Source organism: Streptomyces sp. NPDC008137 (assembly GCF_042957035.1).
In the GTDB taxonomy this organism is placed as follows: Bacteria; Actinomycetota; Actinomycetes; order Streptomycetales; family Streptomycetaceae; genus Streptomyces.
The window spans coordinates 1-24,673 of sequence record NZ_JBIBHN010000032.1; the positions used below are offsets into that span (position 1 = coordinate 1).

A 24,673-nucleotide genomic window follows, 5' to 3' on the forward strand; every position below is an offset into this window, starting at 1 on the left:
GGCCACCCGCTACGACAAACTCGCCCGCCACTACCAGGCCCTGGTCACCATCGCCTGCCTACAACTCTGGCTCCCCTGACATTGCGGACACGACCTAGGCGTGAGGCCGTGATGATCACTGACTACCTGTAGCGTTCATGCCGAAGGAAGCAGGCAGCCGAACCAGCAGCACAGGAGCGAAAGTGCCAGGTGGCATACGCGGCAGCATGACCGCACCGGAGGGCAGGGCGGAGGAGCCGCGTGTCGAGGCGGTGCCACCGTGGAAGTCGGTGCGGCGTACTGTCGCGGTGGTGTTCTTCGGCTGGGCGACAGCCGCTTGCACTGCCGGCCTCGCCTACCTGACGTTGGGGTCGGATTGGATCCCCATCACCGTCGGGGTGGTGCTGTGTCTCGCCTTCGCCGTGGCACTGATTCTGCTCCACCAGGCCCTGTGGCTGACGGTCCTGTCATCGGTGCCAGCGCTCTTCGTCCTCGTCGGGGCCGTGCAGTACGCGCCTGAGGCGGCACTGGAACTGCGCGGTGTACGGGAACGTGTCGTAATCGTGGCCGACAGCGCGGCCGGAACGTCCAGTGACAGCCACCGCTTCACCCTCCGGGCCGCAGACGGAGATGAGATGGAGGAGAAGCTGGTCTTCGACGGCGCCGTGTGGGCTCCGAAGGTGGGTGACCAGCTCGACATCATGCGTGATCCAGAGGGAGCTGTGCCCATAGAGCAGGCAGATGATGTGGACGCCGCGGGTCGGCTGGAGGGCCTGATCGCCGGCACGGTGGGCTGGACGCTGATCGCGGTAATGGCAGGCTGGCGCGGCCATGTCCGCCGCCGCCGGGGCCGTGGCGAGTCCTTGCTGCTCCGACTCGCATGGTGACGGTGGCGCACGCGTGGGGACCGGGCTGTCGACAGCGTCGTGGACGCCCCGGGGCGCTCACGCCCGACCTCGAGGGCGGCGGCGGCCGTGCTCTTCGAGAACCGCACCTGGCACGCGTAAGAGGAGGTCGGCTATGGCCGGTTCTTCGCCGCCGGCCACATCGCGGCAGCTGCTGCTCCCCCGCAACCCCGGCGGGCGGTGCGGTCTGCTCAGGAGCCGTGCCGGTGGGGTGTTGTGCGCCGGGTGATGCAGTGTGTGCTCTTGTGCGCCCCTTTGATATACCGCCTCTGCGGCCGGTGCGGGGATAGCTTCGTTGCCAAATGTCCCAAGTGGCGGGCCAGGCCCGCCGGGCTGAAATGGAGTGTTGGCTTGCTGAAGCGTGCGGGGTTGTCGGTGGCTACGGCTGCCGTGCTAGCTGGGGCTGTGGTGCCGGTCGGTCTGGCGAGTGAAGCTTTCGCCACTGGGGCCAAGGCGAGGGCGTGCAAGTCGTCGGTGGACGGAACGTACTGCGGCTACTACTCGGGGTCGGCGTACACCGATCGTGGTGATGCGGGGGCCAAGGTGAAGGAGATCCAGGCGCTGCTGATCCAGCATCACGGCTACTCGGTGGGCCCGAAGGGTGTGGACGGTTACTTCGGGGCGGGAACGGAGTCTGCGGTGAAGCGACTCCAGAAGGGCCATGGGATGAAGGCCGACGGCATCGTGGGTGCGAAGACGTGGGACAGGCTGCGTGGGGAGCCGGTGGATCGCTGAGCGCGATCATCTACGGCTGAGGCCCGTTCCGCCGACGGGTAAACCGCCACAATTCAGCTCAACGAAGAGGGGCGACGCGGAGGCGGGACCGCCCGCAGCAGCTCCCACAGCGGCCGGGACACTGACGCCCACACCGCCAGCGTCTGCCGGTCGACCACGTGCAGCCGCTGCTCCTTGGCGAACTTCACGGCCGGGCCGCTCACCCGGCCGTTCGTCACGATCACCGCGACGTCCGCTCCGTGGACCTGCCGCGCCGTCCCGTTGAGCACCTGCAGGTCCGGCGTACCGACCGCCGAGCCCTGCGCGCCGTTACGGCGGTGCTTGCACTGGATCACCCAGCGTCGCCCGAAGGGATCGGTCGCCTTCACGTCTGCCCCCAGGTCGCCGCGTCCGCCGACCCGCTGGGCGTCCCGGCAGCCGTCCCGGCGCATCAGGTCCCGTACCGCGTCCTCGAACCGGGTGTGGTGCAGCGCGTCCAGCTGAGACAGCCCGTAGCGCAGCCCCTGCGCGCGTACGACGTCCCACCGGGCCTGTTGCTGTCGGTTGTAGACCCAGCCGGCGCCCGCCAGCCCGGCGAGCACCAACGCGACCACCAGGACCCACCAGTGCGCCAACAGCCAGTTGACCACCATGACCACCAGGCCGATGACCGCGGCCGCCACCATGAGTAAGCCGATCAGCTGGGCGTCCTTCTGCTGCTGCCGCCTGCTGGGCCGTCGCGTACGCCGCCGTGCTGGCGGCCGTCGACGGGCCACCGCTGACCCTCGGGCGAGGGGAACCGGATCGGGTAGGACACCGTGGGCCGCGGCTGCTGAATCCGTGGCGGTGGGGCGTTGTCGAACCGGATCGGGTACTGCACCGTCGGCTGGGGCCGAGGACTGTTGCCGTCAGGCAGGGTCACGTTGCCGTTGCCCATGCCCACGACGGCTAACCCGACGATGGCTAAGATCGTCATCTCCCGTCGGCCGCCCGCCGCCCACCGCGAATGCTGGCGAACCCTCGTGCCGTCCGACCGCTCATACTCTCTGAGTGAGTGTTTTTGAACTCTGGCCGTGAGGGGCGTACGGCTGGATGATCTGGCTCGTGGCGGCTGACGGGATGGCTCGGCGGTACTGCCGGGAGTGTGGTGATCCGCTGCCGGTGTCGATGGCGGCGGAGGCGGTGTTCTGCTCGGGTCGGTGCAGGTCACGGCGGTGGCGGAGGCTGCGGCGGACCCGGCAGCGGGTGATCGCGATGCAGCGGGGCAAGCGGGCGGAGTGCCCGGTATGCGGCCGGCCTTGGACGGTGGGGGTGGAGCGGTCGAAGTCGGCGGTGTACTGCTCGGACCGCTGCCGGGTGCGGGCCTGCCGCCAGCGGCAGGCGTCGCGGAACGGTGTTACGGAAACGCCGTAGGCGAACGCCTCGCTGTCACCGCCAACACCGCATGTTTTGCAGGCAGGGTTGGCGGTGGCCGGAGGGTGCTTCGAGCGCCCCCGGTCCGCGCTCTGCCTCCGCGTGTCGCGCCCGCGCCACCGTGGACTGTGACCGGGGCCAGCGCCTCGTTGACCGGTCCCATTGTGGGTGGCCGGGCCGTGCCCGGGGCAAGGACGGTGGTCGTGATGGCCGACCGGATCGGGAACGTCACCCGGCAGCGTTACGAACAGATGGTCACCAGGCCAAGGAACTGATCGCGCAGGTCGCGAAGGCACAGTTCGCCCTCGGTGACATGGCGTTGGAGATCGAGCCGATGAGGTCGGTGGGCGGGTCCATGCCGAACGGCACGGACGACCTGTTCACCGTGACGGAGTCGTTGCAGATATTCGCAGACGACATCGGCGTCGCCAGGACGACGGTGGAGGACTGGCGGTGGACCGCCAACCGCTGGCCGGCGGACAAACGCAGGGAAGGGGTGTCGTTCACCGTCCACCGCATCCTCGCGTCGGTCGCGGACGAGGCCGAACGGTGGGCGGCGATCGAGGACGCCCCCTTCAACCCCCGCACCGGAGCCCGCCAGTGGACACCGGACGGTGCGAAACGGCTGGTCGGCCAACGGGTCGAACACCCCGTGACGGTCGACGAGAAGGTCCAGGCCGTCGCCGACCTCACTCGGGATGACGAAGTCGCCGCCCAGGTGGCGGCCGACCTGTTCAAGCGGCCGGAGGTCACCGAGCACGTCACACCGGCCGACCGGATGCGGGTCGTCACCGAACTGACCAGGGACGACACCGTCGCCCAGAAGGTGACCACGGACATGCTGCGCCGGCCGACGGTGGCCCGGACGGTGATGCGCGATGACGCTGCGCGCATGCTCGTCAACCGCGCCCAGTTCGACAACTCCGAGGAGACCAGGGAACGGATCCGCGAGACCACACCGGCCGTCCGCAAGATCGAGCACACCATCGAGTACCTCGACCTGGTGGGCACCTGCCACGGCTTCGTGGCCACGCTGGGCCGGCTGGTCCCCCGCATGCGAGGGCAGGAGTTCACCGACGACGAGCGCGAGACCGTGAGGCGGCAGATCGGCCGGGTCCGCGCTGCGGCCGACTGGCTCGAAGGAGCCGTCGACAACGGAGAGTTCACCCTCGACGAGCAGCTCGCCCAGCTCCTCAAGGGCGAGTAGGCCATGGCCCGCAGCCCGGCCCAGCCGCTGTCGGAGCACTACGGCGACCTGGTCCGCGTCGCGCTGATGGAAACCAGGCCGGCCGGCCTGCACACCGTCCAGCTCGTTGCCGCCACGAGGCTGAAGCAGTCCCAGGTCCAGCGCGGTATCCGGCACCTTCGCGATGTCGGCGCCGCGGAGAACCTCACCCCGATCACTTGGCGGCGCAAGGACGGCTACATGTTCTCGGACGACCCCGCGGACTGGATCGAGTACGAGAAGAAACAGCTCGCCCAGGCCCTCGGCCGCCTCACCCGGATGATCACGGGCACGCTCGCCCCGCACCTGGCCCGCTGCCCCGACGACGAATGGGCCCAACTGGTATCCGCCCAGCTCACCGGGGTTACCGCGACCCTCGCCCAGCTCTCGAAGTAACCCCGCCCCTCTTCTTCTGCACCATCGACGAGTCCGCCATGCCGAACCCTGCCCGCCGTCGCCGCTACCCGTCCGACACCCGATCGCCGAATGGGCCCTTCTCGAACCCCTGCTGCCGGTCCCGGCCTGCCAGACCAAGACCGGCGGGCATCCCGAGAAGTGGCCCCGCCGGCAGATCGTCGACGCCATCCGCTACATCACCGACAACGGCGCGAAGTGGCGCGCGCTGCCGTCCGACTACCCTCCGTGGGAGACGGTTTATGGGTTTTTCGCCCGCTGGAACCGCCGCGGCGTCGTCACCTTCATCCGTGACCAGCTCCGCCGTCGTCTCCGCACTGGCCTGGGGCGATGCCCCTATCCGGTCACGCTGATCGTCGACTCGCAGTCGGTCAAGGGGGCCACCACGGTTAGCCGGGCAACTCGCGGATTCGATCCCGCGAAACTGATCAATGGACGGAAGAGACACATCGCGGTGGACACGAAGGGCTTCCCCGTGATGATCATGGTGACGCCCGCCGACATGCAGGACCGGGATGCGGCGCGCGAACTGCTCTGGCGACTGCGTCTCACCCACCCGCAGGTCACCCAGGTCTGGGCCGACTCCGCCTACGCCGGCAAGCTCGTCGACTGGGCCGAGGACTTCCTCCACATCACCCTCAAGACCGTCTCCCGCCCCAAGGGTGCCAAGGGGTTCGTCGTCCTCCCGCGTCGCTGGCGTGTTGAGCGCACATTGGGATGGATCATGAACGCCCGCCGCAACGCACGGGACTACGAGCGCCTTCCGCAGCACTCCGAGGCCCACCTGAACTGGTCACTCATCACCCTCATGACCAGGCGACTGACCCGGAAGAAGCCCACCTCCGGCTGGGCGAGGAAGCCGAAGCCCATCGACTGAGCCGTTCCATTAGAAGGCGTGAAACGCCTCGAAGGGCGGCTCGAACGCTGGGTCAGGCAAGCGCATGGCCTTGCAGCGCATCGCTGGCTCGGCCGTGACATCAGCGGCAACCGCCGTCAGAGTGCCGCCCGCGAAGGCGCCGGGAATCACCGTCCACCCCAGGTTCTGCTCGTAGTACCGGATGGCGGCCTCCACTGATGGCGCCCCAGCATCGTCCATAACGATCAGCCCACCAGGTCGGACGATCTTGCGCAAGAAGTACAGATCGACGAAGACTTCATGGAACCGGTGGCTACCGTCCACGAATGCCGCGTCGGTCACGAGACCTTCAGTGAGGAGTTGAGGGAGCGCGATCGACGAAGGCGCGGGCATGAGCGAGGCTATCGAGTCCAGTCCCGCGGAGCGCAGCAGGTCCCATCCAACATTGGACCAGTCACGTTCTTGAAACGGGTCGATAATGATGTGCCGGGGACGCGGCGCGCTTACGGTGACCAGCGCTTCGCCGATCGCGAGCGCGGAACTGGCGTAGGCGAGACCGACCTCGACAATCGTCTGCACGCCCTCGGAGATCAACAAGTCGCGCAGCTGGTCGCAATCACCTTCGGGCACCGTGACTGTCTCGAAGTCCGCCTCGCGGTCCCGCGTCCACGGCGGCCCTTCCTGCGCGAGTCGGCGACGTACCTCCTGGATCCGCGTCCTACGTTCATCCGATTTCCCAGTACTGGCCACCCCACCACGCTACGGGCACACCCTCTCTGAAGGTGAAGGATTAAAAACACTCACTTACAGCGGCTAACAAAATGAGCGTTGAGGCCTGCGCTTACAGGTATCCAGGATCACCGTCGGCGTTGAACTTTGTCAGGGAGCGCTCCAGTAGCTCCAGAAACTGTCGGAGGTCATCGGCCACCTTGTCGAACTCTGGTTCGTCCAGCGACGCCGTCCGCGTCCGGTAGACGGCCCCATCGGGCCCCGCGACGTAGATCAGGCCGCCGCCATTCGAGCCCATGACCAGGCCACGAGCCTTTTGGTCCGTGCCGACGTCGACAATGCCGTGCTCCTGGAGCCGCAGCAGGAGGTCACCGGCCGGATCGAGGAAGAGGCCGTTGCCGACGTCCTCCCAGGTGACATCGCCGATGCTTTCGTAGAAGGTGGCCAGGTCAGCTGGTGTAGGGGTGATTTGGGCGAGCGTGCGAGCCGCGGCTTGATCGTCGTGGTCGGCCGGCCGGACCTGGTTGGTCCCAGGGGGGAAGCCGTGCCGATGTTCGAACTCGCCTGTCATGGCCGTGAGAGTCCCGGAAACTCTGTCTGTCCACGAGGCCAGCCAGGCAGGCGAAAGCGATCGGTCACTCATGAGGCCGGATCATGGCATGAGCCACGGACATCCATGGAGTGCCTAGCGCGGTTCCAGTGTCAGCGCAATGTCCCGAGCTGCCGGTGGGTGATGAGGCAGCAGGCGAGTTTGAGTAACGCTTCGTGGATGTCGGCTCGCCGTTCCCAGCGGATGCGCAGGCGACGGAAGCCGTGCAGCCAGGCAAAGCTCCTCTCCACGACCCAGCGGTAGGTGCCCAGTCCGGTGCCGTGCAGGGTGCCGCGGCGGGCGATCGCGGGCACGATGCCGCGGGCGCGGACCTGGTCCCGGTAGATGTCGTGGTCGTACCCGCGGTCGGCGAACAGCGAGTCCGGCTTCCGGCGAGGATGACCGACCCGGCCGCGGACCGGCGGGATTGCGTCGAGCAGGGGCAGGAGCTGGGTGACGTCGTTGCGGTTGCCGCCGGTCAGCAGCACCGCGAGAGGGGTGCCGTGTCCGTCGGTGATCAAGTGATCCTTGGAGCCGGCTCGTCCCCGGTCGACCGGCGATGGGCCCGTGTGCTGCCCCCTTTTAGCGCCCTGACGTGCGAGGAGTTGACCACACAGCGGGACCAGTCCAGACGTGCGGCCGCGTTCAGTTCGGCCAGCAGGATCTCGTGTAACCGCTGCCAGACGCCGGCCTCGTTCCAGTCCCGCAGCCTGCGCCAGCACGTCATGCCCGACCCGAAGCCGAGGTCCTTGGGCAGATACTCCCACTGGATCCCGGTGTGCAGCACGTACAAGATCCCGCACAGCACCGCCCGGTCCGGCAACGGCTTGCGACCCGGATACCGGAACCTGCGCTCACGCTGCGGCAGCAGCGGCTCCACACGGTCCCACAACTCATCCGACACGATCCACGGCAACGTCCCCACACCGAACCGAACGCTCAACTCCCGTGCCGGACACGGCAACCAGGACTGATCCACCTCATTGTGTTAGCCGCTGTTACTGAGGTTGAACTCGTGGAGTCGTAGGGGCTGACGGCTCGTCGCCTGTGCGGTATCACCGGGGCATGCGGTATCCACAAGGGGGCGGGCTGACCGCCGAACGGCAGCAGTTCCGCGAGGAGTTACGGCTCAAGGCGGCCGAGAGGTTCGCCCGGGGCGAGGCGAGCTCGGTGATCGCCAAGGACCTGCGAGTCAGCGTCCGCTCCGTGCAGCGGTGGCGGCAGATGTGGGACGAAGGCGGACCGCGAACTCTGCGGTCACAGGGGCCGGCGTCGCTTCCGAGGCTGAGCGAGAAGCAGTTCGCCCAGCTGGAGGCGGAGCTGGTCGAAGGGGCCGGCCGCGCACGGCTGGGAAGACCAGCGCTGGACCCTGAGCCGCGTGAAGACGGTGATCGGCCGGCGCTTCCACCTGACCTACACCATCCAGGGCGTGCGCAAGCTCCTGGTGCGCAACGGCTGGTCCTGCCAGGTCCCGGCCCGACGGGCCATGGAACGGAACGACGAGGCAGTAGCCGGGGGGGTCAAGGAGGTGTGGCCCTGCGCGGAAGACTCGCGGCGGCCCGTGGAACCTGGCTCGTCTTCGAAGACGAAGCCGGATTCTCCATGACGCCGCCGCAGGCGAAGACCTGGTCACAGCGCGGCCGGACCCCAGTCGTGCGGGTCCGCGGCCGCTCCCGCAGACGCATCTCCATCGCAGCGCTGACCTGCTACAAGCCCGGCCACCGCTCCCGGCTGATCTACCGGCCGCGAAGGGACGACGGCCCACGCGACGGCCGCAAGAGCTTCTCCTGGCGCGACTACCGGAACCTGCTGATCGCAGCCCACCAGCAGCTCGGCGGCCCGATCGTGCTCGTCTGGGACAACCTCAACGTCCACAAGGCCGCCGACCTGAGGGAATGGGCCGCGACCCGGGACTGGCTGACCGTCTACGACCTGCCGCCCTACGCCCCCGACCTCAATCCCGTCGAGGGAATCTGGTCCCTCCTACGACGCGGCTGGCTCTCCAACGTCGCTTTCTCCACCCCCGAACACCTCGTCCAGCGCATCCGACGCGGCCTACGGCACATCCAGTACCGCAGCCACCTCATAGACGGCTGCCTCACCGAGACCGGCCTGACCATCAGACCCGCCTGAACAACCCAGCGACATCACGAGTTCAACCTCAGTAACAGAATGCCTCGTGTGTAGCGTGGCTGGTTCCTTCGTGGCCCGAAACTGAGGTGTCCTAGAGTCGCCGCATGCGGCGAAGGACGGGATTGGCGATAGCTGGGGTTGCAGCCCTGGCTTGGGGCGAGTGGCTGAACTGGCGCTGGTCGCGGGCGCTCGTGGGGAGTAGCGGGGGCACCTCCACGGCCGTGGTGGTGTTGGGGTACCGGAATCCCCAAGTGACGGCGAACTTGATCAACCGATGGCGAGTCCGTGCTGGAATCCGCTCCATCGCCGCTGACGGTGCGCATGGGACCTGGGTGATCTTCAGCGGCGGTGCGACCAGCAGCGGCGCCACTGAGGCCCAGCTGATGGCTGGCTACGCGAAGTCGGTGCTTGCTTTCGACGGCACGGTGCTCCTCGAAGAACAAAGCGCGACGACCTGGGAGAACATCACGAACGTGATCCCACTGCTTGAAGACGTGGATCGCATCAAGATCGCCTCCCAGCCAGCTCATGCTCTCAAGGCCCGTGCGTACTTGCGGCGACAGCGCCCTGATCTTGCAGGGAGGCTGGTGCGCGCGGAGGACTACCGCCCTGGCGAATGGATTGTCGTCAAACCGTTGTTGGCTCTGTACGGACTGTGGACACTCCGCGGCCTCAAGGCCGAAGAGCGGAGGGTCCCGCTGTAGACATCCGCTTCGCCTGGGCTCAAGCCTGATGGTTCTTGAGCCGGCGCCAGCAGATGATGCTGCATCCCAGAGTGAGGAAGGCTTCGTGGATGTCGTCGCGGATCTCCCAACGGATCCGCAGGCGGCGGAACCAGTGCAGGTGAGCGAACGTGCGCTCCACGACCCAGCGTTGGGCGCCCAGACCGGAGCCGTGCTCGATGCCGCGGCGGGCGATCAGCGGCTTCACGCCGAGATGCCAGACAAGACGGCGGTAATTGTCGTGGTCGTAGCCGCGGTCGCCCAGCACCACGTCCGGGCGACGCCGGGGCCGGCCGCGCTTGCCTCGCACCGGCGGCACGGCCTGGAGGAGTGGAACCAGCTGGGTGACGTCGTTGCGGTTGCCGCCGGTCAAGGTGGCGGCGAGCGGTATGCCGGTAGCGTCGGTGATCAGGTGATGCTTACTGCCCGTCCTGCCCCGGTCGACAGGGCTTCGTCCCGTCTTGGTCCCCCTTTAACGCCCGGATGTGCGAGCCATCGACCGCCGCCCGGGAGAAGTCCAGGGCGTTCGCGCTGCGGAGCTTGGCGAGGAGCACCTCGTGCAGCCGGGGCCACACCGCGGCCTCAGTCCACTCGGCCAGACGGCGCCAGCAGGTCATACCCGAGCCGAAGCCGAGTTCCTGCGGCAGGTGTTCCCAGGCGATCCCGGTGTGCAGCACGAACAGGATGCCCTGGAACACCAGCCGATCCGGATGCCGCTTGCGCCCGGGGTGGCGGGCCCGGCGTTCAACCTTCGGCAGCAACGGCTCGATCACGGCCCACAGCTCGTCGTTAACTTCCCACGGCTTCGACCTCGTCACCCCGCACCCCCAGATCATCAGGCTGGGAGTGATCCAACCATCTCGAAGATCATTTCGTTAGGAGTTCTTACAGCAGCTGTTGTGGTCCTACCGGTCCGTCCGTTGGTGCGAAGGAGCATGCAGCATCCCGACCCCAGTAGGCAGCGGAGACGGGTGGGCACGCTCGTACTGGTCGTGCCAAGCAGCGATCGTGAAGAACAGCGCAAGGGCTGCCAAGAGCAGTTGGACCGCACCTGCGAAAGGATGTGCGGAGCACAGGAAGATCACGGCGATCACGAGCACGCCCAACGTGAACCCGCCGAACCAGAGGACCGGAACCCAGTCCATCGCGGGTGCCGCTGTTTGCTCGTCCGCACTCCCCCATCCACGGATGATCGACGACAGCCCCAGCAGAAGGGCGACCGGGATTTCGATGAGCAGCATGATCAGGCTTATGCAGCCACCTGCAAACCCGTCGCCGCGCAAGTCCGAAGGCTTCCCGGGGCGGTCATCGTTCTCCGGCAAGCGCGTTACACGCGTACTCCGCTCGAAGCGCATGATCACACGCTCGTACGCGACGCCGTGCATTGCATCGCGATTCATCAGGCCGAGACCGAGCCGTGGCCGAGCTGAGCATCGCATCCCATAGGGCCCCTTGGCAGGTGAAGCGGGTAGCTCCAGCCCGGCGATGTAGCGGATGCGGCAGTCGCTTTGGTTTCGGTCGGTGATGTCGGTGCAGTCGACGTATTGGTCGATCGCGCCGATCGGTGGCAATGCGCGGAGGGCGGGATCGCTGATCGTGCCGATGAGGGCATCGGTGAAACGACGGGCGTCCAGGAGCAGAAACTGGTGGCTTTGGTACCGCGCCGTCGCAGGTAGGCGCGGTTGTCGCGGCTGGAGTACGCCTTGTCCCCGCGGACGCGGTCCGGTCGGCTGCGCGGTCGGCCCGGTCCACGCCGACGGATGCGTAAGCCGTCCAGCACCGGGGCGAACATCGGGCTGTCACCCCGCTGCCTGGGCGAGGTCTCCCACGTCAGCGGGCGGGGCCGGTCGTCGGAGAGCAGATAGACCCTGCAGTGCGCCGTCCGGGTCGCCACCATCCGCCTCGATCTGCAGCTCTTGCGGGACGGGTGGGCCAGGGCCCGAAGTTCCGGCAAGTCCGGCCAGGTGACTGCGGTCCGGGTCCGGAACAGCACCCCGTTGACCACCTTCCGGTGGCCCGCCCACTGCCTCGCCCGGCTTGCCGTGACCAGTCAGAAGAGGCTCGATCTCCTGCCACTGCGTATCCGTCACAGTTTGTGGCGCCGCACGGAAGGCTGCTGCCCGGTCGGCTGCGAGATCCACCCAGCCGACCAAGAGCCATCGGAAACGGCCTAAGCGTTGGCGTGGCGGCGCCGGGTCATCTTTCGTGGAGCGGCGTGGTGCGCGGGCTCGCTCGGATCGGCCGCATGCCGGCGCCACAGCCATAGCGACGTCATGGACAGCAGAGTGGTGAAGATGACCAGGAACACCGCTGATACCCACATCTGCCGGCTTCCAGGGTCTGCCCACCCCGCCGATGCTGCCGAGGCGGCCCACAAGGCGGCGCCCCCGGCGTAAAAGGTGCGGATCCTGCGCAGCTGCCGCAGGGCTCGTACGGATTCGGCGTGATCAGTTTCCGGTGCCATGGCGGCGCAGGTACCCCGATACGCGTCCCCATCACTCCGGTCGCTCAGGTCCTGTCGCGCTGGGTGTAGTAGAGACGGGTGGTCAGGTAGCTCGAGTACACGGCGGGTTCGTAGACCCTGTCGGGGTCGTATTCGATGGTGGTGGTCGTCGACGAGCCGTAGTACAGGCTGGTGGTCTCCTGGAAGCCTGTTCCGTCGCGGCGGATGTAGGTGAGGATGGTGGTGGAGCGGGTTTCGTCGGTCGTGGAGCGGTCGCCGATCCGCCAGCCCTTCTCGCCGTCGTCGACCAGTTGCCTGCGCCAGTTCCGCCGCATCCGGCGCTCCGGCTGAATGGATGTCAGTGCCAAAGCCCTGGCGAATTCCGTCCCGGTGAGGGACGGGACGACGAATCCCGGCTCGTCGAACGTACCCTCCATCCAGCGGGCGAACTGCTCGACGGTCATGGGGATGCGGCGTTCCTCGCGACGTCTTTGGTCCTGCCTTGAGATGATCACGGCTTCGTAGTCGTTCCAGACCACCTCGGACAGATCCCGGTCGGGAAAGGTGAGTTCGTTGGCGCAGAGCAAGGCGAGCATCCGTTGGTCGCACTGGCGGGCGTACTCCTCCGCGCTTTCCTGGGGGCCTGGACGCGGTGTGTGTGCGTGGTCGTGGAGGTATCGCGCCACCTCTCCCAGGGCACCGGCCCGTTCGACCTCGCCAGAGGTGATGACGGTCTCCTGCGGGACGGTACGGGCGAGGGCGGTGGACTGAGTGGTGAGGTCACCGTAGGGGACTGTCTGGAAGCGGACAGGGCCGGGGCTGAGCGTGAGGCAGGCGGCGTCCACGCCGGCCTGTGGGGCGTGGACGTATCCGATGATCCAGCCTCTTTCCAGGCCCGATTCGTCCTGCGGATCATCGAGGCCCGGGTCTCCGGCGGCGGACATGATGGCGAGGAACAGGTCTGCCCGGGGATCGAGCAGGGCGCGCAGGGCGGTCTCGAACTGCTGGATCCAGGCCGTCCGGGGTGGGATTCTGCGGCTCAACTGCTCCCGGGCCTGCTGGCGGAGGTTGTCGATATCGAATGCATCGTTCATGGGTGACCCTGTCTGCCGGAGTCGCCGGTTACAGGAGCATGCTTCCCCATCCATGCCCGGCGCACGGTGGAAATCAGGAGAGGGGAGCCCTGGAGGGGCGAAGTTGATCTCACCGAGGTGGGCCCTGCGTCGCATCTGTTCGCGCACGAGCGCTGGTGCCGGCTGTGTGTCAGTTGCCGTACGGACTCGTCACCGTCGGGCCCCGTGGATTATTTGGATCGGCCTGCGCATGCTTCGGGTCGGACGGGCTCGCTCCGGCCGGTCGCGGGCGGGGGGCGGCCCCGTCCGCGGGTCGACGGCGTAGTCCCGGTGGGCTACGCCGACGAGCGTGTGCTCGTTGAGGTGGGCCGCAGGCCGCGATGCAGCTCGGTGAATCGGGCTTGGAGGTCGAGGTGGGTGCGAGCCACGTACGCGGTGTTGTTCCACCAGAGGTAGGTGCCCTGGAACTCCTGGCGGTGCTTCATGGCCAAGAAGTCGTGCGAACTGTGCCTGGGGGTGGGCGGCGCTGTCGCGGGCAGCGACGACCGAGCCTCCGTGGTCGTCGAAGCGGTGCTGTGTGGGGCGGCGTGAGTGCCGTGTTTGTGAGGCCGGCCCGAGCGGGGTGAGGACGAGTCCTGTCCGAAGGGGTTTCATGATCCCAGGTTCTCGTTCCGGAGCGGCGTCGCCCATCTAGTGGTTCTCCGGATCCGGGGTGCGGAGGACCGCCGGCCCGTGAGGGGTTCTCCGTGCCTCGGCGGGGAGGGGACTCAGGTCCTGGAAGCGGTCGTCCCGGTGCCGGCCCAGCGCATGGCGATGCCGGCACCCAGGTACAGCACGGCTACGACCAGCAGGAGTGTCTGATAGCCCGTCAGCAGGGCCAGGTACTCGAGGGCGCCTCCGGTCAGGGCGCCCAGGAGGTTCGCGCCGAAGGCGGAGGTCGGGTCCGGGGCGAGGGCCAGGCGGTCCGAGAAGATGAGGTTGGCGCAGAAGATGGGGGCGAAGGCCAGGGCGATGGCGGAGGCGAGGCGGGCGGGGAACGGCAGGGACAGGACGGCTTCCGCCGGGACCAGCCAGGCTGCCGCGAGGGAGCTGAAGAGGAGAAGCTGCAGCAGGATCTGGTTGACGTGCCGTAGTTTGCGCCGGACTTCGACCGCGGCCAGGACCGCCAGGAGTACGCCGATGAAGACGAGGGCGTTGACCAGCCAGGTGGTGCCGAAGTAGAGCGCGAAACCGATGACGTTCTTGGTTTCGAGCAGCATGAAGGCGGCGCCCAGCAGGAACATGTCGGTGTAGCGGATGGTGTTCTTGACGCGTACCCCGGCCAGGCGCACCGACAGGAGCGTGACCAGCAGCATGGTGCCGAGCGCGCCCAGGTAGAGGGTGGGGATGCCTCGGTGGAGCAGGTAGGGGAAGGGGTGGTCGTCGGTCGCGGCCGCCGGGACCGTGCCGCTGGGGCGCCAGGTCTGGTCGCAGGACTGGTCTGCGGGGGTCATGCCGGCCACCAGCACGGCCGCGTTGCGTTTGAACGTCGTCACGCAAGGGGGGTGGCCGTAGACGTCGTCGAGGGTGCCGGCGAAGCGGTCGACCAGCCAGCTCTTCCGGTAGTAGTTGTACATGGCGAACGCGCCGTCGGGGGTGAGATGGTCGCGTGCGGCCTCGAAGGCCTCCCGGGTGAACAGGTAGCTCTCCAGGCGCAGGTTGCTCGCGCCGGCCACCAGCGTCAGCGAGTCCGGCAGGGCCAGGACGATGAGGTCGTACTTGGTGTCCGTCCGCTCGAGGAAGGCCCGGCCGTCGTCGATGTGGACGTGCACCCTGGGGTCGTCGTAGGGCTTCGCGGGGTGCAGTTGGGCGCCGATCTGCTGCAGTCGGGGGTCGATCTCGACCGCGTCCACGTGTTCCGCCCCGTATGCCAGTGCTACCGCGACGTCGTTGCCGTTGCCGGCCCCGATGACCAGCACGCGTTCGTGGGGGTTGTGGGGCGTCTGTTCGTAGGCCTCCCGGTAGGGCGAGTTCTGGCGCATCAACACCGGGAGGGGCGCGGTGCTCTGGTGCGGGACGCCGTTGGCGGAGATGTAGTAGGTCCGGGTCGTGGTCGGTGAGGGTTCGAGCTGGATCTTGTAGTAGGGCGACCAGGTGATACCGGTCGTCGTCGACTCCAGGAACAGCACGGCGACCATCGCCGTCAGGGGGATGGCGTGGAGCAGTGTGTCGCGCCGGCCGCCGAGGATCAGCAGGGCCACGGCGGCGAGTACGCCCCAGACGACCGAGGGGGCGCGGAGCCAGGACAGTACGGCGAAGGACACCGAGCCGGTGAGGCTGCCGAGCAGGTCGTAGCGGTAGGCGTTGAGTGAGGGGAGCAGGCGGAAGAGGTCGGCGGTGATCTTGCCGATGCCGGCCATGATCGCCGCGGTCAGCAGGAAGATGACGGGCAGCGTCAGCCACTCGGGCAGGCCGGTGGTCTTGACCGCGGTGAAGTAGATGACCTGGCCGCTGCTCTGACGCACCTGTACGGGGAACTCTCGGACCAGGACGACGAGAAGCACGAGCGGGACCGGTGTCCAGCGTTTGAGCCAGTGTCCGCGCTCGGCGGGAATCAGGAACCCGATGCCGATACCGAGGAACGATCCCAGCAGGATGAAGTTCGAGAAGTAGCTGAGGTGGACGACGTTGGCGCCCGCCCATCTGATCAGTGCCAGCTCGACGAAGAGCATGGTGCTGCTGGCCAGCATGAGTCTCAAGCGCACCGAGCTTTCGGTTTGCCCGGTTTCGACCCGCTTCATACGCATGCACAGTGCCAGCTTCGGAGCGGCGAGTCGAGGTGCCTTGCCGGTGAGTGCTAGGACGCGTCGCGGGGCGGGGCCATGGCCCAGCGGATGCCCGCGGTCACGGCGGTGCCGAGTGGGCGGACGCACGGGCCCTCGGCGACGGGGAGCCGGGGCAGCCGCAAGTCGCGCGAGGCCCAGAGCGGCAGGAGGGAGACGGCGTTGGCGGCGATGACGCCGTACGGGATGCGGGCGAGGAGCGGGACGGGCGGGTTCAGGAGCAGGAAGCGGGCCGAGCTGCGCGCCTCTTCGGTGGCGCGCAGCTCGCCGCGGTAGGCGGCCAGGCGGGCGGCGAGTTCGGCGGCGTTCACCGGCGGGTCCGGGACGCCGAGCGCGGTGGCGATGCGTGCCATGTCGGCGACGTAGGCGTCGCGTCCCTCGCTGTCGAGGGGGTGCGCCCCGTATTGCTGGTGGGCGCGCAGGAAGCTGTCGACCTCGGCGATGTGCACCCAGCACAGCAGGTGCGGGTCCGAGGCGGAGTAGGGCCGGCCGTCGGCGGTGGTGCCGCGCACCGTCTCGTGGACGGCTCGTACGCGGTCGCAGGCTTCCTGGGCGCTGCGGGCGGGCCCGTAGGTGGTGACGGCCAGGAAGGTGCTGGTCCGCTGCAACCGTCCCCACGGATCGCCGCGGAAGCCCGAGTGCCCGGCCACGGCGGCCATGGCCAGGGGATGAAGCGACTGGAGCAGCAGGGCCGACAGACCACCGATGAACATCGCGGCGTCCCCGTGCACCCTCCTGACGGGACGCTCGGGGCCGAACCAGCGGGGGCCGGGGGTGCCGTGAATGCGCGCGCGGTTGCCCGGGCCCTCCGGACCCGCCACGCGGGAGAAGATCCCCCTGCCGATCCGGTCACGCAGCGAAAGGCCGCCTTCCGCGAGCAGTCTCCTGGGCATCACGTCCTCCTGACCAGGGCGACGGACGGATCAGTTCCCGCTATGACTTCTTCTGCCCCGGTTCACCGTTCGGAGGCCTTTCGCGGGCGCGGCAGCCGGGTGCGGTGGCGGACCGGCTCCACTAGCCTTGACACTGCTCGACGAACGTTCTGCACGGAACCTGTGCGTCCACCGCCGGCGGTCGGACGACCTAGGTGGGCGGATCATGAGGACACGGCCCGGGGGCGGGAGCAGGCGCCTGGGGCTGACGGGCACCTCGGTCCTGGCGAGCGGCTTCCTGGCGGTTCTGATCGGTGTCGCGTTCGCCGTCCTGCTGCAGGTCATCGGTGATGCTCGCGGCTTCACGGCCGACGCGCGGGCCTCTCGCGAGGCCATCACCGACGCCAGCACCCTGGAACAGCATCTGATCGACCTGGAGACCGGGCAGCGCGGCTTCGTCATCACCCGGGACGAGGCCTTCCTTCAGCCCTGGCAAGCGGCGCGGGAGTCCTATCCGACCGAGGCCAGGCGGTTCCTGGCGTCGGCGACCTCGCCGCAGCAGCGGCGGCTCGCGGGAGAGATCAACAGGGACATCGGCTCCTTCATCAGGGACTACTCGGTACCGCTGGTCGAGGCGGCCCGGCGGGACGACCCCGCGGCCTCGAGTCCGGCGGTGACGGCTGAGGGCAAGCGGCGGGTGGACGCGCTGCGGGCCCGGTTCACCACGTACATCACCGATGAGCGGGCCGAACTCCAGGATCGTCAGGACGCCACGGACTCCAGCGCCCAGCGGGCGGTGGTCGTGGCGTGCGCCGGGCTCGCCGGACTGACCGGGCTCATCGTCACACTCACCGTGCTCCAGCACCGGGCCATCGTGCGGCCGCTGCGGCGCGCGGCCGCGGCGGCCGGGCGACTGGCGAAGGGTGACCTGGAGGTACAGGTGCCCTCCAGCAGGGTGGAGGAGGTCGCCGCGCTGGCGGCGTCCTTCAACACCATGGCGGAATCGTTGCAGGACAGCCGCGCGCGGACCGAGGAAGCGCGTGAGCGTCTGGAGTTCCTGTACAAGCGGCTGGAGCTGCTGTACGGGGCGAGTGTGTCGGTGGGCACCGGGCTGGATGTGGAGCAGACGGCACGCGAGTTGGCGCGGGTGGCGGTTCCGGGGTTCGCCGACTTCACCACCGTGGACCTGCTGGAACCGGTTCTGCGCGGCGACGAGCCGACCGCCGGAGCCGATACGCGGTTGCGCCGGGTGGCCGCTGACGGGGTCAGGGACGATGCCCCCTTGGCGGGCCCGGCGGACTGGGTCTCGCCCCCGCACGAGGCGCGGGCGACGCTCTCCGGCGGGGCCCGGCTCGACGCGGACCTCCGGAACAGCACCGAGTGGGCGTCGGACCAGCCGGAGGCGGCGGCGCGTGTCCTCGCGTACGGCATCCACTCCCGGATCAGGACGCCGCTGCAGGCCAGAGGGGTGACTCTGGGCACGGTGGACTTCTGGCGCAGCCGGCCCGGTCGGTTCGGGCCCGACGATGTCGCCTTCGCCGAGGAGCTGGCCGCCAAGGCGGCGGTCGCCGTCGACAACGCGCGGCGCTTCACCCGGGAGCGGTCCACCGCGCTGGCGCTGCAGCGTCACCTGCTGCCGCAGCGTCTGCCCTACCAGACGGCCGTGGAGGTGGCCTCCCGCTACCTGCCCGCCTGGACGCGGACCGGGGTCGGCGGTGACTGGTACGACGTGATCCCGCTGTCGGGCAGGCGGGTCGCCCTGGTCGTCGGGGACGTCGTCGGACACGGTCTGCAGGCCTCCGCGGCCATGGGCCGGCTGCGCACCGCCGTGCGCACGCTGGCCGACGTCGATCTGCCGCCGGACGAGCTGCTCACCCACCTCGACGACCTCATCCTGCACCTCTCCGAGGGCGAGCCCGGAGACGACGAAGGGGAGGACGGCTTCTGGTTCTCCTCGGCGGACCTCGGCGCCACCTGCCTGTACGCGGTGTACGACCCGGTCTCCCGCCGGTGCACGCTGGCCACGGCCGGGCACCCGATGCCCGCTGTCCTGGCTCCGGACGGCACGGCCCGCATCGTCTCCGGTCATGTCGGACCCCCGCTGGGGGTCGGTGGTCTCCCCTTCGAGGCCACCGATCTGGAACTGGACGCCGGAAGTGTGCTCGCCCTGTACACCGACGGCCTCGTGGAGGCGCGTCACCGGGACATCGACGTCGGGCTGGCCGAATTGTGCGGTGCCCTGGAGCAGCCCGCGGAGTCTCTGGAGGAAGCCTGTGACACCGTGACCGGTTCCCTGCTCACCGACCGGGCGGCCGACGACGTGGCGCTGCTGCTGGCTCGTACCCGCGCTCTGCCGGCGGGCCATGTCGCGACGTGGCAGATCCCGGCGGAGCCGGTCCAGGTCGAGCGCGCTCGCAAGCTGGTCGTCGAGCAGCTCGACGCCTGGGGGCTGACGGAGGCGACGTTCGTCATCGAGCTGGTGGTGAGCGAGCTGGTCACCAACGCCATCCGTTACGGGCAACCGCCGATCCGGCTCCGGCTCATCCGGGATCACACGCTGATCTGCGAGGTGTCCGACACCAGCAGCACCGCCCCTCATCTCCGGCGCGCCCGGGCCTTCGACGAGGGCGGGCGCGGGCTGCTCCTCGTCGCCCAGCTCACCCAGGGCTGGGGCACCCGGCAGACGACCAAGGGCAAGACCATCTGGTGCGAGCAGGCGCTGCCCGCGGTGTGACGGCGCCGTGGGCCGGCGGACCGGGCCAGGGGGGCCGGTCGGGACGCCGAACAGGTGCGTTACATTTTGCTGTTCCTTGACCGCGATCATTCACGATCTCTCACGCTACGGAGCCGCCCACCCATGATCGACATCGTCAACGGACTTGGCAGGGCCACCGCTTACGGCGGACTGGGGCTGGTTCTGCTGGTCCTCGGTATCGTCCTGGTCGACGTGCTCACGCCCGGGAAGCTGGGCCGGCAGATCTGGGAGCAGCGCAACCGCAACGCCGCGATGGTGCTCAGCTCCGCGCTGCTCGGTATCGGCGGCATCGTGTTCACGTCCATCTGGACGACCTACGAGGACTTCGGCAAGGGGCTGGTCTCGACCGCCGCGTTCGGGCTGCTGGGTCTGGTGATGATGGCCGTGGCGTTCCTGGTGGTGGACCTGATCACGCCGGGGCGCCTGGGCGCGGCGCTGGTCGAGCCGGAGCCGCACCCCGCGGTCTGGGTGACGGCGTCCTGCAATCTCGCCGTGTCGGCCATCCTGTCGGCGTCCATCGCCTGACGCGGATCTCCCGGCGAGCTGTCCTGTCGGCCCCCTGCCGGACGTCGAGCGTCCGGCAGGGGGCCGACCGCTATCCGGTCGGCCCGCCGGACCCGGCCCGCTCCCCCGCCGGCCGCGCCAGCATGCCGACGGCCGCGGAGAACAGCCACGGCAGGCGTCGCGCGACGGGCACCAGCGCCGCGCGGGCCGGGAGCGGTCTCGTCGCCCCGAGGAGCGCGAGCGTCAGCCACCGGTAGCGCCGGGTGAGCTGCCGCCACTCCCTCTCGTAGGCCGTGAGGTCCCCTTGGGTGATGGCCCGGACCGCGGCGGACGCCTGCGCGAGTGCCAGGGCGATGCCCTCGCCGGTGAGGGCGTCGACGTAGCCTGCGGCGTCGCCCACGAGCAGCACCCGGCCGGCGGTGCGCGCGCTCGCGGTCTGGCGGAAGGGGCCGGCGCCCCGCACCGGTCCGGCGGGGCCGGCCCCGGCCAGTCGCTCCCTGAGCTCGGGGAAAGCGGCGAGGTGGTCGTCGTAGGGGCGGCGGGCGGTGGTGAGGACCGCGACGCCCACGAGGTCGTCGGCCACCGGGGTCACGTAGGCCTCGGCTTCGCGGGACCAGTACACCTCGACGTGGTCGCTCCAGGGAGGGAGCGGGTAGTGGCGCCGCAGCCCGTGCCGCCGGCGGGTCGGGTGCGGCTGATCGAGTCCGAGGGCGCGGCGGATCGGCGAGTGCAGGCCGTCGGCCGCCACGAGGTGGCCGGCGCGGGTGCCGTCGACCACCACAGCGTCACGGTCCTGCTCGACATGGCGTGCGGTGCGCTGGTCGACGCGTACGCCCGCCGCCAGCGCCGCCTCGCGCAGCAGCGCGTGCAGCGTCGTACGGCGTACTCCGCGCCCCGGGCCGGAGGTGAAGTCGGCGTCGACCCGGCGGGGCCCCGCGACGTAGCGGATTCCTCGCAGATCGCGCCCCGGCGGGTGTACGCCCAGTGCCGCCAGGGCGGCGACGGCGCCCGGCATCAGGCCCTCGCCGCATGCCTTGTCGACGATGCCGGCGCGCTGCTCCCAGACGCGGACGTCGAGCCCTGCCCGGGCCGCGTGCAGGGCCGTGGCCAGGCCTGCGGGTCCGCCGCCGACGACGAGCAGATCCATGGGTGCCTCCTCAGGCCAGCCGGGCCAGGGCGGCGTCCTCGGCGCGGATGCGGGTGGCGAGCAGAGTTCCGTTCAGGGCGGTGAAGACGATCGCCGTGGCCCAGGCCGAGTGGACGAGGGGCAGCGCGAGTCCTTCGACGGCGACGGCGACATAGTTCGGGTGCGGGATCCAGCGGTAGGGCCCGCCGGTCACTCGCGCGGCGCCCGGTACGACGATCACCCGGGTGTTCCACTGTCGGCCCAGGGTGGTGACGCACCACCAGCGCAGCCCCTGCGAGATCGCGACGAGGGCGAGCATGGCCCAGGCCAGGACCGGCACGACGTCCGGCCGGCGGATCCACACCTCCAGGAGCGCGCCGACGAGCAGGCCCGTGTGGAGGACCACCATGAACGGGTAGTGGCCCCGGCCGGTCTCCACGCCGCCCCGTTCGAGGCTCCAGGCGGCGTTGCGGCGGGAGACGGCCAGCTCGGCCACCCGCTCCAGGCCCACGGCCAGCACCAGGATTGTGAACAGGATCTCGCCGGTCACCGCCCACCGCCCGGGGCGCGCAGGAGCACGAGTTCGGAGCAGAAGCCGGGACCCATGGCGAGCATGAGTCCGTAGGAGCCGGGCGGGGGCGGTCGGTTCGCGAGTGTGTCCGCCAGGACGTGCAGCACCGAGGAGGAGGAAAGATTGCCGATCCGTCGCAGCGAGTCCCAGGTCACGCTCAGCGCGTCCCGCTCGACGCCGAGGGCGTCCTGCAGCGCTTCGATGACTTTGGGACCGCCGGGGTGCGCGACGTACCAGTCGATGTCGCCGCGGGTCAGGCCGTGATCGGCGAGGAAGCCGTGGACGTCGTCGCCGATGTACCGGCGCACCAGGTCGGGGACCGCGGAGTCGAGCACGACTCTGAAGCCGCCGGAGCCGATGTCCCAGCCCATCATGCGTTCGGAGTCGGGGTAGAGACGGCTGCGCGAGGCGAGCACTTCGGGGGCGGCGGGGTCGTCGGTCCGTGCGAGAGGGTGCTCGTTTCCGACGGCGACGACGGCCGCGGCGCCGTCCCCGAACAGGCCGCTGGCCACGAAGTTGGCGACCGAGGTGTCGTCGCGCTGGAGCGTGAGGGAGCACAGCTCGACCGACATCAGCACCGCCACCGCGTTCGGGCGGCCGCGCAGCAGGTCGTGCAGGCGGGCGACGCCGGCCGCGCCGGCCACGCAGCCGAGGCCGACGAGGGGCAGGCGCACCACGTCGGGGCGCAGGCCGATCTCCGCCGCGACGCGGGCCTCCAGGGAGGGCACGGCCAGGCCGGTCACCGTGCACGAGACGATGAAGTCGATGTCGGCCGGGGTGAGGTCGACGCTCTTGAGCGCGTCGACGACCGCGCGGCCGCCGAGTTCGACGCCGGCCCGGATGAAGACGTCGTTCGACCGGCCGAAGTCCTCGATCCGGCCGTACTCCTCCAGCGGGAGCACGGTGTGCCGGGTCTCGACGCCCACGTTGCGGTGGAGCCGCTCGACGACGCCGCGATCGACCGTGTCCCCGGCCAGCGTGGTGGTGACGGACTCGGTGATCTCCTCCTGCCGGTGCCGGTGCTCGGGCAGGGTGCCGCGGACGCTGAGGACGCGCATGGTCAATGCTGGCTCCTGGGATCGGGCGTCGGGGGCCACGGGCACCCGGCTGACGCGGTCGGGGGGAGGCCGCCGGGGCGGTCGCGGCGTCTGCCACGACGTCTGGCGCGCCATCAGCCGGCCGTCAGCAGCGCGACGTCGAGCAGGGCGATGGCCACCGCGGCACGGAAGGGAGCGCGTCCGCGGGCGCACAGCGTGAGCACCGCGAGGACGGCCACCAAGGCCAGCGCCATCCAGGTCCACGCCGGAGGAGACCCGGCGGGACCGGCCGCGGCGAGCGCCGAGGCGGCGGTGAGCAGCACGGCGGCCAGGACGCGTGAGCGGTGTTCGCCGATCCGGTGCGGCAGGCCGCGGACACCGGTGCGTTCGTCGTCGGCGAGGTCGGGCAGCACGTTGAGCAGATGCGCTCCGACGCCCAGTGCGGCGCCGGCACCGGTCATCCACCAGGGCGCCCAGTGGGATGCCGGGCCGGCGAGGGTGACGACCGAGGGCAGCGTTCCGAAGCCGCACGCGTACGGCGCCCAGGACCACGGGGTCGCCTTGAGCCCGAGGTTGTAGGCGTGGCCCGCGCCGGTGGCGAGAACGACGTTGACCAGGGCGCTGCGCCAGCCGCCGAGCGCGGACAGCACGAGGGAGGCGACGGCGGCAACGGCCAGGGCGCGTGCCACCCGGCCGGGCGGGAGGGCGCCGACGGCCAGCGGCTTGTCGGTGCGGCCCACGGCGCGGTCGCGCGCGAGGTCGAGCAGGTCGTTGCCCCAGCCGATCGTGAGCTGGCCGGTGAACACCGCCGCCGTGACGGCGACGGCGTGAAACGGGTGCAGGCCGTCGCGGAGCGCCAGCAGGCACGTGATGACGGTGACCGCCAGAGCGGGCCCGCCGTGGGCGGCGGTGAACAGCGCGTGCGTGCGGGGCGGTCTGCGGCCCGCCGGGGTCGGATCGGCCGTGTCGGCGGCGTCGGCGGTCACCGGAATCGCCGTGCCGCTTCTGGTGCCTGAGGTGTCCGACGGGTCGCCGTGTCGGATGCGTCGGGGCCGCCGGGCGGCCGCCGCGGGCGACCGCCGAGGGTGTGCGTGCCCTCGGCGCGGGGGCGGCGTCCGGCGGAGCCGGTGTGTCCGGTCGGGCCGGTGAGCACGATGCGCATGGAGCATCGGTCCCACGTTGCCCGTCCGCTCACACGAGGTGGTCCGGCATCCGGTGGAACGGCGTGCCCGGAACGCTAGGCGGCGTCGTGGATCACGAGCTTGAACTCGGCGAGGGTCAGGAGGCGGGAGGCGGCGTCGTTGTGTGTGACGCGGAGTGCGACCGGGGTGCCCGGGGCGACGAAGATGCCGTGGTTCTTGACGTAGTACTGGCCTCCGGGGGTCGGCGTGCGGTGCTCGGTCGCCGTGGTGTCGTTGGGGTTGGGCGTCAGGCCCAGCGGGTCACGGACGTACTGGTCGCGCAGTTCGGTGTAGCCGCCCGAGCCGCCGGCGGCTTCCCACTGGATCATCGCGTACAGATGGCCCCAGCCGGCTTTGGACGGCCAGATCAGACCGCTGCGGTCGTCCGTCGCCCAGTTGCTCACCACGTAACCGTCCGGCTGGGCGGCCTGGTGCATCTCGAAGGCGTCCGTCGGCTCCGCCGCGCCGAAGGGGAACCGCACGATCTTGTACGTGGTTCCCGGCGCGATGAGCTGAGGGGTGTCGACCTTGAGCGAGCAGACCTGGACTCCGGGCACAACGCCACCTTCCGTAGACATGGTTCAGACTGCCCGCCGGCGGCCGACGGCAT

Annotated in this window: 23 protein-coding genes and 3 pseudogenes; 11 read left to right on the forward strand and 15 right to left on the reverse strand. The window is 69.6% G+C overall.

Going from position 1 to position 24,673, the window contains the following annotated elements; translation table 11 throughout:
* The 3 genes and pseudogenes from ACFZBT_RS33995 to ACFZBT_RS34005 form a co-directional block, all read left to right on the forward strand.
* Positions 1–79 (forward strand): annotated as a pseudogene (locus tag ACFZBT_RS33995) (IS5/IS1182 family transposase); the annotation flags it as partial.
* A 127-nt stretch (positions 80–206) separates the two neighbouring features.
* On the forward strand, positions 207–866 hold the full coding sequence (locus ACFZBT_RS34000; RefSeq protein ID WP_391112013.1) for a hypothetical protein: 660 nt from the start codon (positions 207–209) through the stop codon (positions 864–866).
* Positions 867–1,235: 369 nt separating this feature from the next.
* Positions 1,236–1,619, forward strand: a complete 384-nt coding sequence (locus tag ACFZBT_RS34005) for a peptidoglycan-binding protein (protein WP_391112015.1) — start codon at positions 1,236–1,238, stop codon at positions 1,617–1,619.
* 53 nt (positions 1,620–1,672) lie between these two features.
* Here ACFZBT_RS34005 and ACFZBT_RS34010 read toward each other — a convergent pair whose 3' ends face one another.
* Positions 1,673–2,374, reverse strand: a complete 702-nt coding sequence (locus tag ACFZBT_RS34010) for a restriction endonuclease (protein WP_391112018.1) — start codon at positions 2,372–2,374, stop codon at positions 1,673–1,675.
* Between the two features lie 950 nt (positions 2,375–3,324).
* Between ACFZBT_RS34010 and ACFZBT_RS34015 the strand changes: the two genes are divergently transcribed.
* From ACFZBT_RS34015 to ACFZBT_RS34025, 3 genes and pseudogenes are all read left to right on the forward strand, one after another.
* Entirely contained in the window at positions 3,325–4,218 is an 894-nt protein-coding gene (locus tag ACFZBT_RS34015) for a DUF6192 family protein (protein ID WP_391112021.1), read from the forward strand.
* Between the two features lie 3 nt (positions 4,219–4,221).
* Entirely contained in the window at positions 4,222–4,632 is a 411-nt protein-coding gene (locus ACFZBT_RS34020; protein WP_391112024.1) for a hypothetical protein, read from the forward strand.
* 38 nt (positions 4,633–4,670) lie between these two features.
* Positions 4,671–5,527: pseudogene (locus tag ACFZBT_RS34025) on the forward strand (IS5 family transposase).
* A gap of 9 nt (positions 5,528–5,536) precedes the next feature.
* Here ACFZBT_RS34025 and ACFZBT_RS34030 read toward each other — a convergent pair.
* The 3 genes from ACFZBT_RS34030 to ACFZBT_RS34040 form a co-directional block, all read right to left on the reverse strand.
* Complete coding sequence (locus ACFZBT_RS34030) at positions 5,537–6,256, reverse strand: class I SAM-dependent methyltransferase (protein ID WP_391112027.1); 720 nt, start codon at positions 6,254–6,256, stop codon at positions 5,537–5,539.
* 91 nt (positions 6,257–6,347) lie between these two features.
* Positions 6,348–6,806, reverse strand: a complete 459-nt coding sequence (locus tag ACFZBT_RS34035; RefSeq protein ID WP_391112030.1) for an SMI1/KNR4 family protein — start codon at positions 6,804–6,806, stop codon at positions 6,348–6,350.
* A 131-nt stretch (positions 6,807–6,937) separates the two neighbouring features.
* A protein-coding gene (locus tag ACFZBT_RS34040; RefSeq protein ID WP_391112186.1) for an IS5 family transposase occupies positions 6,938–7,788 on the reverse strand; the annotation gives its coding sequence in 2 pieces (ribosomal slippage) (positions 6,938–7,423 and positions 7,426–7,788; 849 coding nt in all).
* Between the two features lie 101 nt (positions 7,789–7,889).
* Here ACFZBT_RS34040 and ACFZBT_RS34045 point away from each other — a divergent pair.
* The 3 genes and pseudogenes from ACFZBT_RS34045 (at position 7,890) to ACFZBT_RS34055 (ending at position 9,661) form a co-directional block, all read left to right on the forward strand.
* Positions 7,890–8,430 (forward strand): annotated as a pseudogene (locus ACFZBT_RS34045) (transposase).
* A complete protein-coding gene (locus ACFZBT_RS34050) occupies positions 8,427–8,957 on the forward strand; it encodes a transposase (RefSeq protein ID WP_391112032.1) in 531 nt (176 codons plus the stop codon). Before ACFZBT_RS34045 ends, ACFZBT_RS34050 begins: the two are co-directional and overlap by 4 nt.
* A gap of 104 nt (positions 8,958–9,061) precedes the next feature.
* Positions 9,062–9,661 (forward strand): ElyC/SanA/YdcF family protein, encoded by a 600-nt coding sequence (locus tag ACFZBT_RS34055; RefSeq protein WP_391112035.1) that lies wholly within the window; start codon positions 9,062–9,064, stop codon positions 9,659–9,661.
* Between the two features lie 19 nt (positions 9,662–9,680).
* Here ACFZBT_RS34055 and ACFZBT_RS34060 read toward each other — a convergent pair.
* The 6 genes from ACFZBT_RS34060 to ACFZBT_RS34085 all read right to left on the reverse strand — a co-directional run bounded on the left by ACFZBT_RS34060 (position 9,681) and on the right by ACFZBT_RS34085 (position 16,910).
* Positions 9,681–10,515, reverse strand: a protein-coding gene (locus ACFZBT_RS34060) for an IS5 family transposase (protein WP_391112038.1) whose coding sequence is annotated in 2 segments (ribosomal slippage) — positions 9,681–10,149 and positions 10,148–10,515 — 837 coding nt in all. Because the reading frame shifts where the segments join, the coding sequence is not laid out codon by codon here.
* 69 nt (positions 10,516–10,584) lie between these two features.
* Entirely contained in the window at positions 10,585–11,250 is a 666-nt protein-coding gene (locus ACFZBT_RS34065; protein WP_391112041.1) for a DUF6234 family protein, read from the reverse strand.
* Between the two features lie 937 nt (positions 11,251–12,187).
* On the reverse strand, positions 12,188–13,216 hold the full coding sequence (locus ACFZBT_RS34070) for a hypothetical protein (protein ID WP_391112044.1): 1,029 nt from the start codon (positions 13,214–13,216) through the stop codon (positions 12,188–12,190).
* 314 nt (positions 13,217–13,530) lie between these two features.
* Positions 13,531–13,680 carry a hypothetical protein gene (locus ACFZBT_RS34075; protein ID WP_391112047.1) on the reverse strand — a complete coding sequence of 50 codons (150 nt, stop codon included), beginning with the start codon at positions 13,678–13,680 and terminating at the stop codon, positions 13,531–13,533.
* Positions 13,681–13,962: 282 nt separating this feature from the next.
* Positions 13,963–15,924: a spermidine synthase gene (locus ACFZBT_RS34080; protein WP_391112050.1), complete on the reverse strand. Its 1,962-nt coding sequence runs from the start codon at positions 15,922–15,924 to the stop codon at positions 13,963–13,965.
* 107 nt (positions 15,925–16,031) lie between these two features.
* Complete coding sequence (locus ACFZBT_RS34085; protein WP_391112053.1) at positions 16,032–16,910, reverse strand: oxygenase MpaB family protein; 879 nt, start codon at positions 16,908–16,910, stop codon at positions 16,032–16,034.
* Between the two features lie 205 nt (positions 16,911–17,115).
* Here ACFZBT_RS34085 and ACFZBT_RS34090 point away from each other — a divergent pair, with 205 nt between their 5' ends.
* Both ACFZBT_RS34090 and ACFZBT_RS34095 read left to right on the forward strand, forming a co-directional pair.
* Positions 17,116–19,623: a SpoIIE family protein phosphatase gene (locus ACFZBT_RS34090; protein ID WP_391112056.1), complete on the forward strand. Its 2,508-nt coding sequence runs from the start codon at positions 17,116–17,118 to the stop codon at positions 19,621–19,623.
* A 123-nt stretch (positions 19,624–19,746) separates the two neighbouring features.
* On the forward strand, positions 19,747–20,169 hold the full coding sequence (locus tag ACFZBT_RS34095; protein ID WP_391112059.1) for a DUF350 domain-containing protein: 423 nt from the start codon (positions 19,747–19,749) through the stop codon (positions 20,167–20,169).
* A gap of 70 nt (positions 20,170–20,239) precedes the next feature.
* On the opposite strand, the gene ACFZBT_RS34100 is transcribed toward ACFZBT_RS34095, so the two are convergent.
* The 5 genes from ACFZBT_RS34100 to ACFZBT_RS34120 all read right to left on the reverse strand — a co-directional run bounded on the left by ACFZBT_RS34100 (position 20,240) and on the right by ACFZBT_RS34120 (position 24,641).
* Complete coding sequence (locus tag ACFZBT_RS34100; protein WP_391112062.1) at positions 20,240–21,295, reverse strand: FAD-dependent monooxygenase; 1,056 nt, start codon at positions 21,293–21,295, stop codon at positions 20,240–20,242.
* Between the two features lie 10 nt (positions 21,296–21,305).
* Positions 21,306–21,824, reverse strand: coding sequence for an isoprenylcysteine carboxylmethyltransferase family protein (locus ACFZBT_RS34105; protein ID WP_391112065.1), 519 nt, complete (start codon positions 21,822–21,824; stop codon positions 21,306–21,308).
* Positions 21,821–22,903: a 3-oxoacyl-[acyl-carrier-protein] synthase III C-terminal domain-containing protein gene (locus ACFZBT_RS34110; protein ID WP_391112068.1), complete on the reverse strand. Its 1,083-nt coding sequence runs from the start codon at positions 22,901–22,903 to the stop codon at positions 21,821–21,823. Before ACFZBT_RS34110 ends, ACFZBT_RS34105 begins: the two co-directional genes overlap by 4 nt.
* Positions 22,904–23,016: 113 nt before the next feature.
* Entirely contained in the window at positions 23,017–23,868 is an 852-nt protein-coding gene (locus ACFZBT_RS34115) for a UbiA family prenyltransferase (RefSeq protein ID WP_391112071.1), read from the reverse strand.
* Positions 23,869–24,119: 251 nt separating this feature from the next.
* Positions 24,120–24,641 (reverse strand): hypothetical protein, encoded by a 522-nt coding sequence (locus tag ACFZBT_RS34120; protein WP_391112074.1) that lies wholly within the window; start codon positions 24,639–24,641, stop codon positions 24,120–24,122.
* Positions 24,642–24,673: the final 32 nt, after the last annotated feature.

What these genes read in the sequence shown, in the direction of transcription:
- ACFZBT_RS34000 (WP_391112013.1), top strand. Translation starts at nt 207, where the DNA reads ATGACCGCACCGGAGGGCAGGGCGGAGGAGCCGCGTGTCGAGGCGGTG.
- ACFZBT_RS34070 (WP_391112044.1), bottom strand. Translation starts at nt 13,216, where the DNA reads ATGAACGATGCATTCGATATCGACAACCTCCGCCAGCAGGCCCGGGAG.
- ACFZBT_RS34015 (WP_391112021.1), top strand. Translation starts at nt 3,325, where the DNA reads ATGGCGTTGGAGATCGAGCCGATGAGGTCGGTGGGCGGGTCCATGCCG.
- ACFZBT_RS34055 (WP_391112035.1), top strand. Translation starts at nt 9,062, where the DNA reads ATGCGGCGAAGGACGGGATTGGCGATAGCTGGGGTTGCAGCCCTGGCT.
- ACFZBT_RS34100 (WP_391112062.1), bottom strand. Translation starts at nt 21,295, where the DNA reads ATGGATCTGCTCGTCGTCGGCGGCGGACCCGCAGGCCTGGCCACGGCC.
- ACFZBT_RS34020 (WP_391112024.1), top strand. Translation starts at nt 4,222, where the DNA reads ATGGCCCGCAGCCCGGCCCAGCCGCTGTCGGAGCACTACGGCGACCTG.
- ACFZBT_RS34120 (WP_391112074.1), bottom strand. Translation starts at nt 24,641, where the DNA reads ATGTCTACGGAAGGTGGCGTTGTGCCCGGAGTCCAGGTCTGCTCGCTC.
- ACFZBT_RS34080 (WP_391112050.1), bottom strand. Translation starts at nt 15,924, where the DNA reads ATGCTGGCCAGCAGCACCATGCTCTTCGTCGAGCTGGCACTGATCAGA.
- ACFZBT_RS34035 (WP_391112030.1), bottom strand. Translation starts at nt 6,806, where the DNA reads ATGACAGGCGAGTTCGAACATCGGCACGGCTTCCCCCCTGGGACCAAC.
- ACFZBT_RS34075 (WP_391112047.1), bottom strand. Translation starts at nt 13,680, where the DNA reads ATGAAGCACCGCCAGGAGTTCCAGGGCACCTACCTCTGGTGGAACAAC.
- ACFZBT_RS34110 (WP_391112068.1), bottom strand. Translation starts at nt 22,903, where the DNA reads ATGCGCGTCCTCAGCGTCCGCGGCACCCTGCCCGAGCACCGGCACCGG.
- ACFZBT_RS34095 (WP_391112059.1), top strand. Translation starts at nt 19,747, where the DNA reads ATGATCGACATCGTCAACGGACTTGGCAGGGCCACCGCTTACGGCGGA.
- ACFZBT_RS34085 (WP_391112053.1), bottom strand. Translation starts at nt 16,910, where the DNA reads ATGCCCAGGAGACTGCTCGCGGAAGGCGGCCTTTCGCTGCGTGACCGG.
- ACFZBT_RS34050 (WP_391112032.1), top strand. Translation starts at nt 8,427, where the DNA reads ATGACGCCGCCGCAGGCGAAGACCTGGTCACAGCGCGGCCGGACCCCA.
- ACFZBT_RS34090 (WP_391112056.1), top strand. Translation starts at nt 17,116, where the DNA reads ATGAGGACACGGCCCGGGGGCGGGAGCAGGCGCCTGGGGCTGACGGGC.